Genomic DNA, 12,283 nt, shown 5'->3' with positions numbered 1-12,283 from the left:
AGCTGTCGTTCAATCATGGAATACGATTGGGATGAAGCAAAACGTTTTGCCAACCTTCGTAAGCACGGGATCGACTTTACCGATGTCCCAGCCATATTTGATGGCGACATTTTGACCGTCGAGGACGATCGCTACAGTTATGGGGAGCTGCGTTTTGTCACATTCGGTTTGTTGCAAGGGCAAGTGATTGCTGTTGTCCATACGGAACGTGAGGATTGTACCCGTATTATTTCTGCAAGAAAGGCAACGAAATATGAACAACGAGTCTACTTCGAGCAACTCTCAAACTGACTGGCAGCGCCTAGATGCAATGGCAGATGAAGATATTGATTTATCAGATTGTCCAGAAGTTACGCCGGAAATGTTTGCGAAAGCGGTGGTGCGACGTGGTTTACCCATTGCAAAATCCAAAACTCAAGTTACGCTCGGCATTGACAATGATGTACTAGAGTGGTTTAAGTCTCAGGGGCGAGGCTATCAAACCCAGATTAATCAATTGCTGCGAGCCTATATGGAAGCGCACGATCAATAGCCCCAGTGCTGCATTTCAAGGCGAGGATTAGTTACAGTGCCATAATCCATAATCCATGCTATCCAGAATCGCCAATTAAGAATAGTTCTTGATCAGATTTTTCAACAGATAGAGAGCCAAACTCGCTACAATGAGACTCTGCTAGAAGCAGGATGCGACAAAACGCGCATTGCTTATTTTCTTCATTCCTTCTCAAATTTATGGCCTTACCGATCGTTGCCATCATTGGTCGTCCCAATGTGGGAAAATCAACCCTCATGAATCGCTTGTCACAAGTGCAGGACGCGATCGTGTATGACGAACCGGGCGTCACCCGCGATCGCCTCTACAAAAAAGCCTTTTGGCGCGATCGCGAGTTTCTTGTCGTCGATACGGGCGGACTCGTGTTTGGCGATGATACTGAATTTTTGCCGCTCATTCGTCAACAGGCGATGTTAGCCTTGTCAGAGTCTAAAGCCGCTATTTTCGTCGTCGATGGTCAGCAAGGGCTAAACGGCGCAGACGAAGAGATTGCTCAATGGCTGCGAGAACAGTCTGTTCCCGTACTGTTGGCGGTCAACAAATGCGAATCGGTGGATCAAGGCATGGCTCAAGCGGCTGAATTTTGGTCGCTAGGACTCGGCGAACCGTATGCCGTATCGGGCATTCATGGCAATGGAACCGGAGATTTGCTCGATGCGTTAGTAGAATATTTACCCGCGTACGACGAGTCAGAAGAAGATTCAGAAATTCGAGTTGCGATCGCGGGTCGTCCAAACGTCGGCAAATCTAGCTTGCTCAATGCCTTTGTGGGCGAAGAGCGCTCGATCGTCAGTCCGATTTCTGGCACAACGCGAGACGCGATCGATATGTTGGTCGAGCGAGGGGACAAAACCTATCGGTTGATCGACACGGCTGGAATCCGCAAGAAAAAGAACGTTGAATACGGCCCCGAATTCTTTGGCATTAACCGAGCTTTCAGAGCGATCGAGCGATCGGATGTCGTGCTGCTGGTAATTGATGCACTCGATGGCGTTACCGAGCAAGATCAGAAGCTCACTGGGCGCATTGCCGATGATGGACGCGCCTGTGTTGTCGTCGTCAACAAATGGGATGCAGTCGAAAAAGATTCCCACACGATCTACGAATTCGAGCAAACGTTACGAAGTCGGCTGTACTTCGTGGAATGGTCGAATATCATTTTCATCAGCGCCCAAACCGGACAGCGCGTTGAAAAGATTTTTGACTTAATCAATACTGCTGCTGAACAGCATAAGCGGCGCGTTTCTACCTCTGTGATTAATGAAGTCATTGAGGAAGCCACAAAATGGTACTCGCCTCCGACCACCCGCCAAGGTCGTCAAGGCAAGATTTACTACGGAACGCAAGTCAGTTCTGGGCCGCCCGCGATCGCGCTGTTTGTCAACGATCCAAAACTATTTGGCGACAACTACCGCCGCTATATGGAACGTCAGTTTCGTAAAGCATTAGGGTTTGAGGGCACTCCGATTCGCCTGATGTGGCGAGGTAAGAAACTCCGCGATTTTGAGCGGAACAGTTCGGTAAATCGTGCAACCAAGGTTAAATAAGGGATGAGGGACTCTTCGACCCGCTCCGCGAGGAAGGACGCCTCACGGCAACGCTGACATACTCTCATCCCTCATCCCTGCTCTAATGGATTTACTACGATCGCTGCCCCTCGGTCTGTATCTCGAAAACCCAGTGACTTGGCTTCACCGCCTCGATCCGCGAGTCAAGTTGGCTTGGCTGATGAGCTTTCTAGTGGCTCCCTTGCTAGCAACAGCAACTTGGCGACTGATCTTGGTGGCGGTGCTGATTTTGCTGACTTTGGCGGCCCGCATTCCGCTGCGAATCTGGCGTCAGCAGATGGGCTGGCTGTTGTTTTTAGCAGTTTATGTGTTTGCCTTGGTTGCGATCGCTCCAGACGGTTTAGGAGTGGATAACCAGCCCCGTTTACCCCCGAACGAATTGGCTTTCACTCAGCAAGCCAGTACTCCTCTACCCGCAACGCCGAGTCCTGCCTGGTACAATCCCTTAAACTTTGGGCAAAAACCTGATCCAGCTCGGCAGGCAGCAGTGGCAAAGCTCAAACGCCCTGATCTGCCCCAGCCGACGAGCTATAGTTACATCGTATTTCAGCGGGGACTGTTGACCGTGTCGCGGCGATCGCTCGACCTCGCCATCCGCATTAGTACGCTCTTGTTTACGCTGATCTACAGTACGACGTTGTATCTGCTGACCACTGCGCCCGAAGAAGTGACCGCAGGATTGGAAGATTTGATGAGTCCGTTGCGACGATTTAATGTTCCGGTCACTGAAATTGCACTGACGTTAACCTTGTCTTTGCGCTTCATTCCGCTTGTCCTGGAAGAGTTTCAAAACCTGGTGCGCTCCATTCAAACTCGTGCCATTAACTGGCGCAAACTGGGATTGCGGCGGTCGGCGCAAATTTGGATGCTAGTGGCCGAGCGGTTGCTCGAAAATCTTCTCCTGCGAGCCGAACAAATTGCGAGCGCGATGAAGGTACGCGGGTTTACAAGCCCGAATCGCCATCGGGTTCCGTGGCATGATCTCAAGATTGGTCGCTATGACTGGGTAGCGCTGGGCGTATTGGGCGTGCTGTGGGCAGCGAGAGTCGGTTTCGGGCAGATTGGAAGCGGATGATCGGCATGAATACTCTTCCTTCACGACCCATTCATTCCGTTTCGGCTTGGCACTGGCGATCGCGCCCTCTCAACCATCGGACTGGATCGCAGGTGTTTGCAGCTTTGTTTTTGAATCAGGCGATTCCTTCGGAAGCTTGCGGAGCAATCGCAACCCTACTTGAAAGTCCTTATCCTCCATCGCCCGATTATCCACAGTTAGGACGGTATTCGATTTGTGCAGGTTCGCCCCGGTGCATCGATGGTCAGCCTCAACTGTGGACACCTGCGATCGGGGAGGTGTTGCCCTTTCTAAACCGTCTAATATCGCAGGCTGCTTCAAATGCTGAACGCAACGTTGAAGCAACGGCGTCGCTCCCGTTTACTGGAGGTTGGCTCGGCTGGCTCGGCTACGATGTCGCTTGGGAAATTGAGCGATTGCCTTATGTGAATCCTGATCTGTTGCCGTTCCCGATCTCATATTGGTATGAACCAGAATGTTTTGCTGTTTTAGATCACGAACAGCAAACCCTTTGGTTAGCGGCAACAACTCCAGATCAAATCGATCGGATGGAGCAACAGTTAGAAACTGATTCGATCGTGGTCTCTATGGCTGCTCCTTCGGCGCTGACACCGCAGTTTCAAGTATCTCAAGCACCCCAGTTTCAACTGTCTCAAGTTCAGCACGAAGCGATCGTTCTCAAGGCAAAGCAATACATCGAAGCGGGTGACATTTTTCAGGCGAATTTGTCGCTGCGATTTGAAGTTGAAACCACGGCAGAGAGTTGGTCAATCTATCGATCGCTACAACAAATCAATCCTTCTCCCTTTGCGAGTTATTGGAAGACGCCTTGGGGCGCGATGATTAGCTGTTCTCCCGAGCGATTGGTTCATTCTAGAGATGGCATGGCTCAAACTCGCCCGATCGCAGGAACGCGATCGCGGGGGCATTCACCAGAGCAAGATCAGCAGCTTGCCGCAGAACTGCTCAGCAACAGCAAAGAACTAGCCGAACATATCATGCTGGTTGATTTAGAACGCAATGATTTAGGACGGGTGTGTGAATGGGGATCAGTTGCTGTCGATGAACTGCTAGCGATCGAGCGCTACAGTCATGTGATGCATTTAGTCAGCAATGTTAAAGGTAAACTCCGCTCCGATGTGAATGCCGTCGATCTGATTCGGGCGTTGTTTCCTGGCGGAACGATTACAGGGTGTCCAAAAGTCCGCTGTATGGAAATCATCGAGGAACTGGAACCCGTCCGCCGCAATTTGTTTTACGGCTCGTGCGGCTACTTAGATTGGCGCGGCTACCTTGATCTCAACATTCTAATTAGAACGCTGCTCTACGCCCAACCGCCTGGTCACACGGCTGCAAGAGTCTGGGGGCAAGTCGGTGCAGGCATTGTTGCCGATAGCGATCCTGAACGAGAGTGGCATGAGTCGTTACACAAAGCTCAAGCCCAATTGCAGGCGCTAGAGTTAGCGATGTCGAACCTGATATCTAGCTGAGAGAATTTCACCCGATCGCAGCAGGACAGATAATCGGCTATATACTCGCTTGAAACTCTAGATTCAGTGTGACAGTCTCATACTCTTGATGGTCTAGTGATGGTCTAGTAGGGCGATCGCAGCCTTTTGATTCACTTCTACGTCTTAACTATGGCTCATGAGATCGACATTCTAATTCTCTCCAATGCTCCTGGAGAACTGGCAACTTGGGTCAAGCCTGTGGTGCGAGAGTTGCGTGCGGTCTTGGGGAGCGATCACGATGCGGTGCGAATCTCGGTTATTCTGTCGCCATGTCCTAATGCAAGCGGGCAAGAAGCCGACATTGCGAGAAGTTATCCTGAAGTCGATCGCGTTCAAGCCGCCGATAAATTCTTTCCCTTTTTGTTATTTGGGAAGACAGCGGAGGATTGGGAGTGGCGCGATCGCGGGGTCGTCATCTTCCTTGGCGGCGACCAGTTCTTTCCGGTTGTGATTGGCAAGCGCTTAGGCTATCGCACCGTGATTTACGCCGAGTGGGAAGCCCGCTGGCATCGCTGGATCGATCGCTTTGCGGTAATGCGCTCTGAAATTGTCGATCGCGCTCCCCAACAGTACGCCCACAAGCTAACCGTTGTCGGTGACTTAATGGCAGAAGTCGGAGCCTACGCGCGATCAGAGGCTTCCAGTTCTTCTACTCCGCTCATTGGTCTGCTTCCTGGTTCTAAACCCGCCAAGCTCTCTCAAGGCGTTCCTTTTTTAGCCGCGATCGCAGAATGCATTCACGCTCAACGCCCCGACGCGCAGTTTATCGTGCCCGTTGCCCCGACGTTGGATTTGCCGACCTTGGCTCAATATGGCGATCCGGCTCAAAATCCAGTCGTGCCTTTGATGGGCAACATTTCTCTAAAGCTGATTCAATCTGAAACAGGTCATGCCCATCTCGAAACCCAAAATGGCGTTTCTATCGAGGTCAAGGTCAATCCAGTAGAGCGAGTCCCAGCCTATGAGGTGCTATCTCAATGTTCTCTCTGCCTTACGACCGTTGGCGCCAACACGGCAGAATTAGGTTCCCTCGCCGTGCCGATGGTTGTTCTTCTGCCGACGCAGCAACTTGACGCCATGCGATCGTGGGACGGGTTGCCCGGACTGCTGGTGAACTTGCCAGGGGTTGGCTCTAGTTTCGCCAAGATTGTGAATGGGCTGGCGTTGAAGAGGCTAGGATTACTGGCTTGGCCTAATATTTGGGCGAAAAAAATGATTGTGCCCGAACTCGTGGGAAAGCTTCAAGCGAAAGATGTAGCGGCGTTAGTGATCGATTATCTCGACCATCCAGAAAAGCTAAAAGCGATGCAGGAAGACCTACGGCGGCTACGAGGAGCGCCAGGAGCCGCGAGGAAATTAGCGGAGATGGTTCAAGAGGAGATCAGCACGTTTGACGGGGATCATTCTGAAGATCGCCCGTCGCGGCGTCCTAGCTCGTAGATGCCACAGCCCATACAGGCAACAATTCCAACACTGATGGCCCAACTTTGGCCCAAGCTCAACTCGACGCCAAGGCTACAGAGTGTGCCAACACCGAGAAACGGTAGAATGCTTAAAATTGAGGCGTAGAAGGCATTTTGAGATTCTCTGGCAGGGCGAGTTCGCTCAAATTCTTGCTCAGAGGTGTAGAGCGACCGCTCGGCGTAATTGAACCAGCGACTCAACTGATGAGTGACCCAATCCCCAACGGGTGAAAACCCTAGATAGAGTGCCAGCGACCACAATCCGGCTCCCGCAATTTCGGTTGCGTCAATGTTGAGTGCGAAGAGACCCAGATCGAGCGTGGTCATAGAAATGGTAAGTCAAGGGTTGAAAAATATTGTAACAAGCTAGACAAGCTGGTTTGCAATTCGTAACAGTAGTGTCCTCACCCTAATCTAATAGCAGTGAATTTAAGTGAATTTAGAATTTAATAGTAGTGCCTTCACCTTAACCATCTTCTGTGGGAGAGGGGACAAGAGCTTTGGCCCAAATTAGGGCGATAAGCGTTCGATGATCCACTGATTTTTATCGCGACGATAGCGTAGTCGATCGTGTAATCGGTTCGAGCGTCCTTGCCAAAATTCGATCTCAGTTGGTCTTACCCGAAAGCCTCCCCAGTGCGGCGGACGGGGGATCTCTTTGTGTTCGTATTGGGTTTTAAGTTGTTCTAATCGCTGTTCTAAAATGGCGCGATCGCGAATCACGTCACTTTGCTCAGATGCCCAAGCCCCAAGCTGGCTACCCACGGGACGACTGTGAAAGTAAGCGTCCGACTCTTCTGCCGCAATTTTTTCAACGGTTCCCACAATCCGAACTTGGCGTTCCAGTTCTTTCCAGAAAAACACGATCGCAGCGTTTGGATTCTCAACAAGCTGTTTGCCTTTGTCGCTGTTGTAGTTGGTGTAGAACACAAATCCGCGATCGTCAAACCCTTTCAGCAGCACAATTCGCGCCGAGGGAATGCCATCTCGACTCGCAGTTGCAACGGTCATCGCATTCGGTTCTGGCAGATCCGACTGCACTGCCTGATCAAACCAGATTTGGAATTGCTTAAATGGATCGAGATCAATCTCACTCTCGGTAAGTGCCTGGAGTGTGTAATCTTGTCTAAGATCGGCTATTGAAATATCCATGCCTGCACTTGGGTTCTAGTTGCACTGTAGTTTATTGTATTTGCTCGGAGTGTTGAAGTTATGACGCTGCTACTTGCTGGTGATATCGGTGGCACAAAAACCATTTTACGCTTGGTCAAGGCTGCCCCCGGCGCAGATCAAGAAGCGGCGCTAGAGCCGTTGTATGAGGTGCGCTATTCAAGCCACGATTTCCTGGGCTTAGAGCCGATGGTGAAGACCTTTCTAAAAGCCGCTGAGCAAGAGTTAGGAGAGCCGTTTGCACCCGAAAAAGCCTGCTTCGCGATCGCGGGCCCCATCCTCAACAACAAGTCTAAACTCACCAATCTCACCTGGACAATCGACGCGGATCTAGTTTCAGAAGAACTCGCCATTTCAAAGGTGGCATTAATCAACGATTTTGCCGCAGTCGGCTATGGTGTGTTGGGCTTGAGCGAGCCAGATATGCATACGCTGCAAGTGGGCAAACCTGAGAAAAATGCCCCAATTGCTGTGATTGGCGCAGGCACAGGATTAGGTCAATGTTTTCTGGTTCACACGGGAGAAACCTATCAGGTCTTGAGTTCTGAAGGGGGACACGCCGATTTTGCTCCCAAAACAGAATTAGAGTTTCAATTGGCGGCCTACTTATTAGATAAAAATAATATTGAGCGGATTTCGGTAGAACGCGTGGTGTCAGGTCAAGGAATTGTGGCGATCTATCAGTTTTTGCGCGATCGCAACTTCGCAACAGAATCTCCCGAAGTCGGTAATGTGGTTCGAGAGTGGGAGTCACAAGCGGGGCGCAGTGAGAAAAGCGCAGATCCGGCGGCGGCAATTTCTCAAGCCGCGTTAGAAGGCAGCGATCGCTTGTCCGTCAAAACGATGCAGATGTTTGTCGAAGCCTATGGCGCAGAGGCGGGTAATCTAGCGCTGAAGCTGTTGCCGTATGGCGGCGTTTATATCGCGGGTGGCATCGCGGCTAAAAATCTTCCATTAATCAAGGAAGGCAGTTTTCTCTACGCCTTTACTCATAAAGGACGGATGGCTGGACTGATGGAGCGAGTCCCGGTTCATGTGGTGTTGAATCCTCAAGTTGGACTGATCGGAGCTGCTCTTTGTGCCTCTAGGCTGTAGTCTACTTAAAGATTAAATCGAGGCGTTGTTGAGACTCCGACAGCGCTTCTTGCGGAGATTTGCGATTTAGTAACGTCGCCTCGATCGCCCGTCCTAAGTTATCCGAAATCCGGTTGTAGCCCGGAAAAATCGGACGCGATCGCCCATATTTCGCTTGGCTCAGAAACACATCCACCGCAGGCTGTTTTGCTTTAAAGTCCCGGTAGGCTTGACTCTCGCGCGATTTTAGGTTGGTCGGGAGATATCCAGTCCCAATCGCCCATTCCGTCTGAAAGGCTTCACTCATCACATACTCGGCAAACGTAAATGCGGCGCGTTCTTGCTCTGGTGTTGATTTGAAAATGAACAAATTCTCACCGCCCGTTGCTGTGCCTAGCTGTGCGCCTTTGGGAATCGGCAGCACACCAAAATCAGCCTTGCTTGCTTGCAGTTGTCCCAGCGTCCACGGCCCAGATAGCTGCATCGCGACTTTGCCTGCCAGAAAGTTGTCTAACTCATAGCCACGTTCAGGCTGAGAGAGAATTGCAGAGCCATCTTGGATGAGGTCTTGCCATAGTTGCAGGGCTGCGATCGCGCCTGGATTGGTGATGGTAATATCTGTCTGCCCAGCCGATTCTGAATTGATCGGATTGGCAGCCTGAATCGTTTTTTGCGGCGTCAAGTCACCGCCACCGCTCCACATAAACGGCAGCCACATAAACACTGTCCATTCTCCTTTTCCAAGCGGCAATAGCATCCCGTGCTGATCAGGTCGTCCATCGCCGTTTGTGTCACGAGTCAACTGTTTTGCAACTTGCCGAAACTCACTCCAATCCTTCGGTAATTTTTCAATTCCTGCGGCTTTGAATAAGCTTGGACGATAATAAATTCCAACATTATTTGTCCCAAATGGAACCGACCACGTTTGACCTTGATATTGAGTAGATTCTTTTAAGGCTGGATCAACTTCTGGCTTGAGTGGCGATGCTGCTAACCATTCATCTAAGGGTTTCAGCGCATCAAGTTCGACCAGTTGCCCAGTAATCATTGGCGCATACCACAACAGATTTGGGGCAGCATTGCCAACAACAGCCGCCAGAATCTTAGGAATTTGCTGATCGCCTTGTCCCACATACAGTGACTCGACTTGAATATCCGAATGCTGCTGATTGAATTTATTCACCAAGGTTTGCAACACATCGCGGTTTGGAGGCGGGTTTACACCTTGCCAAAGCGTCAGATGGGTCACGTTAGAGGTGGGTTGGGGTTGACAGCCGATGAGGAGAAAACTGAGACAGAGGGCAAGAAAACGGCAAATGTGGATCGCTCCGTTGAAAGGAGTTGCCCTCACCCTAGCCCTCTCCCACATGGAGAAGGAACAAGAATTGAATTGGCTCCCCTCTCTCTGTAGGAGACGAGTTGGGGGTGAGGGCGAAGTTGCATCACTCAACGAAATTAATACCCGACTCCGAGCGATCGCGCGCAAAGACTTGATCCATTTGTGAACAACCATAACCATTTGTCAGCACTCCACCACAGTTGCAGTCCCAAGAGTCATTATGAAAGATGAATTTACTCTTCTGACGGCGTAGTTCAATTTTGTTATGAAGAAACAGGTTGCAAGGTTAACTTGTCTCGGTTTGCTTTTACTGGTCTCCTCATGTCGCTCAAATTCTAGCAATACAAATGCACCGATCGAAATTACATTAAGTGGATGGCAAAGTAATCCCAACGAATCAAAACTCTTAGCAAAGGTCATCAACGAGTTTGAGACCAGAAATCCCAACATTAAAGTTAAACGCGAAGTGATCAACAGCCAGTATATGGACGTGATCAGAACTCGCTTAATTGGAGAAGTTGCTCCAGATGTATTTTATCTAGAAGCATTTGAGGCTCCAACCTTGATGAAAAGCGGAGTCTTAGAACCGCTCGATGCTTACATTAAACCAGACTACGACATCAACGATTTTGAACCGTCGCTGATCAATGCCTTTAAACGAGACGGAAAACTCTACGCCATTCCGAAAGATTTTTCGACGTTAGCACTCTTCTACAATACGACTGCGTTTCAGAATGCAAACCTCAAACAGCCTCCGAAAACCTGGGCTGAGTTAACCCAGTATGCAAAGCTATTAACGATCGATACCAATCGAGATGGCAAGCCCGATTGCTATGGTATGGGCGTCGCCCCCGAACTACCGCGTCAGCTATTTATGATCAAAGCCTTTGGTGGAAGCTTGGTCGATCAGCAGAATTACGCCAGTTTTGCCAGTCCAAACAGCGTGAAAGGGTTGCAGCTTGTAATTGACCAATATCGTCGCGGTTCCTGCGGAGTTGCGCCTTGCGCTAATCGCACCGTTGCCCAACCCTCTGATGTTGGCGCAAACTCTAACAGCGAAGCGTTTGGACAGGGCAAGATAGCCATGGCGATCGAAGGCGCGTGGGCAATTCCGTATTTAAAAGACACCTTTCCAGATCTGAAGTTCGCCACCGCAGAAGTTCCAACCATTAGTGGTAAAAAAGGCACAATGGCATTCACCGTGGGATACGGAATGAATCGTCAATCGAAACACAAAGATGCCGCTTGGAAACTAATCGAATTTTTGACCAGCAAACAGGGAATGAAGTCCTGGGCAACCGAAGGACTCGCGCTCCCATCTCGCAAATCGGTCGCGGCAGCCCTGAGGTACGATCGCAATCCTCTTTACGCTCCCCTTGCTGCCGGAGCAAAGTACGCCACCCTTTGGCAGTCGGGCGAAACGCTACCAACAGTGATGACGAATTTTGACAACCAGTTTGTCAGCGCATTGTTGGGGCAACAACCTCTGAAAGATGCCATGCAGAAAGCCCAGGACACCGCCAATCGAGAAATTTATTTATCAAATTAGTCATGCTGAAAAGCAAGTTTTTCAATCGACGCAACGTTCGAGAAGCCCTTTCTGGATATTTGTTTATGACCCCGACGATCATTATCTTGGGTGTCTTTCTGGCCTTGCCCGTGTTGTATGCGATCGTGCTTGCCTTTCATAAAGTGAATCTTTTAGGCGAAGTTAGCTACCGCTTCACCGGATTGAAAAACTTTGTTCGGATGCAAGACGATGAGCGAGCCTGGATCGCCTTGCAAAATACGGTTCAATACGTCGTGATCGTAGTTCCGATTCAAACTCTACTCGCGCTGGGATTGGCTCTCACTCTCAACGCCAAAATCAGAGGTAGAAGCTGGTTTCGCGTCGCTTTCTTTTTACCTACCGTCACATCTTCAGCCGTACTAACGCTGATTTTCATGTGGATCTACAAATCCAATGGCTTACTCAATAGCGTTCTGAGTTTCTTTAGCTTACCGACGTACAACTGGCTTGACGATCCCGAAGTTGCACTTAAAGGCATCATGATCATGAATATTTGGGCGACTGCGCCTCTGTTTATGGTGATTTATCTTGCTGCATTGCAAGACATTCCAGAAAGCTTATACGAAGCGGCGGCAATTGATGGTGCAACAACGTGGGAAAAGTTTTGGCACATCACCTTACCGTTTCTTCGCCCGGTTACATTCTTTGTGATTGTCATGGGTGTGATTGGAACGTTTCAATTATTTGATCAATCTTATATTTTCTCCAATGGTTCCGGTGGACCTAACAACGCCACTCTTACGATTGCACTTCTCATCTATCAATATGCGTTTAAAAATTTGGATATGGGATATGCCCTAGCATTAACCTTGATGCTTGCCTTTGTGATTATGACGGCTACCTTAGTGCAGCGTCAGTTTTTTGGAGAAGAAAGTTTAGATTAACATTAGACTTGTCGGGTAATAAGAGCCTAGCCGAAAACCTGTAAATTTATGAAATACTGGACTGGAGAGTGTTACA

Annotated in this window: 12 protein-coding genes; 9 read left to right on the top strand and 3 right to left on the bottom strand. The window is 49.8% G+C overall.

The annotated features are described in order from the left end of the window. Window positions 1-15: 15 nt before the first annotated feature. The 6 genes from AC5I6P_RS14995 (at window position 16) to AC5I6P_RS14970 (ending at window position 6,147) form a co-directional block, all read left to right on the top strand. Entirely contained in the window at window positions 16-291 is a 276-nt protein-coding gene (locus AC5I6P_RS14995; RefSeq protein WP_495694578.1) for a BrnT family toxin, read from the top strand. Next, complete coding sequence (locus tag AC5I6P_RS14990) at window positions 254-532, top strand: BrnA antitoxin family protein (protein WP_495694577.1); 279 nt, start codon at window positions 254-256, stop codon at window positions 530-532. The genes AC5I6P_RS14995 and AC5I6P_RS14990 overlap by 38 nt, the downstream gene beginning before the upstream one ends. A 200-nt stretch (window positions 533-732) precedes the next feature. Then, window positions 733-2,100, top strand: a complete 1,368-nt coding sequence (gene der, locus AC5I6P_RS14985; protein ID WP_495694576.1) for a ribosome biogenesis GTPase Der — start codon at window positions 733-735, stop codon at window positions 2,098-2,100. Between the two features lie 85 nt (window positions 2,101-2,185). Then, complete coding sequence (locus AC5I6P_RS14980; protein WP_495694575.1) at window positions 2,186-3,196, top strand: energy-coupling factor transporter transmembrane component T family protein; 1,011 nt, start codon at window positions 2,186-2,188, stop codon at window positions 3,194-3,196. A 5-nt stretch (window positions 3,197-3,201) separates the two neighbouring features. Then, window positions 3,202-4,686 carry an anthranilate synthase component I gene (locus AC5I6P_RS14975; protein WP_495694574.1) on the top strand — a complete coding sequence of 495 codons (1,485 nt, stop codon included), beginning with the start codon at window positions 3,202-3,204 and terminating at the stop codon, window positions 4,684-4,686. A gap of 150 nt (window positions 4,687-4,836) precedes the next feature. After that, window positions 4,837-6,147 carry a glycosyltransferase family protein gene (locus AC5I6P_RS14970; protein WP_495694573.1) on the top strand — a complete coding sequence of 437 codons (1,311 nt, stop codon included), beginning with the start codon at window positions 4,837-4,839 and terminating at the stop codon, window positions 6,145-6,147. Here the strand turns inward: AC5I6P_RS14970 and AC5I6P_RS14965 are convergent. Then, window positions 6,108-6,497 (bottom strand): hypothetical protein, encoded by a 390-nt coding sequence (locus AC5I6P_RS14965; protein WP_495694572.1) that lies wholly within the window; start codon window positions 6,495-6,497, stop codon window positions 6,108-6,110. The two genes, AC5I6P_RS14970 and AC5I6P_RS14965, sit on opposite strands and share 40 nt — an antisense overlap. A gap of 183 nt (window positions 6,498-6,680) precedes the next feature. Continuing rightward, window positions 6,681-7,322: a pyridoxamine 5'-phosphate oxidase gene (gene pdxH / locus AC5I6P_RS14960; RefSeq protein WP_495694571.1), complete on the bottom strand. Its 642-nt coding sequence runs from the start codon at window positions 7,320-7,322 to the stop codon at window positions 6,681-6,683. Window positions 7,323-7,382: 60 nt separating this feature from the next. Here pdxH and AC5I6P_RS14955 point away from each other — a divergent pair, with 60 nt between their 5' ends. Beyond that, complete coding sequence (locus AC5I6P_RS14955; RefSeq protein ID WP_495694570.1) at window positions 7,383-8,435, top strand: glucokinase; 1,053 nt, start codon at window positions 7,383-7,385, stop codon at window positions 8,433-8,435. 1 nt (window position 8,436) lies between these two features. Here AC5I6P_RS14955 and AC5I6P_RS14950 read toward each other — a convergent pair whose 3' ends face one another. Then, entirely contained in the window at window positions 8,437-9,765 is a 1,329-nt protein-coding gene (locus AC5I6P_RS14950) for an ABC transporter substrate-binding protein (protein WP_495694569.1), read from the bottom strand. A 253-nt stretch (window positions 9,766-10,018) separates the two neighbouring features. Between AC5I6P_RS14950 and AC5I6P_RS14945 the strand changes: the two genes are divergently transcribed. Together AC5I6P_RS14945 and AC5I6P_RS14940 are read left to right on the top strand one after the other, a co-directional pair. Further along, entirely contained in the window at window positions 10,019-11,302 is a 1,284-nt protein-coding gene (locus AC5I6P_RS14945; protein ID WP_495694568.1) for an ABC transporter substrate-binding protein, read from the top strand. A gap of 2 nt (window positions 11,303-11,304) precedes the next feature. Beyond that, the gene (locus tag AC5I6P_RS14940; RefSeq protein ID WP_495694567.1) at window positions 11,305-12,207 is read left to right on the top strand and encodes a carbohydrate ABC transporter permease; all 903 of its coding nucleotides are present in this window, start codon (window positions 11,305-11,307) and stop codon (window positions 12,205-12,207) included. Window positions 12,208-12,283 lie beyond the last annotated feature (76 nt).

This window comes from Myxacorys sp. (assembly GCF_059501405.1).
Note: the sequence above shows the minus strand (reverse complement) of the source record. Positions and strands in the feature narration are given on the sequence as shown.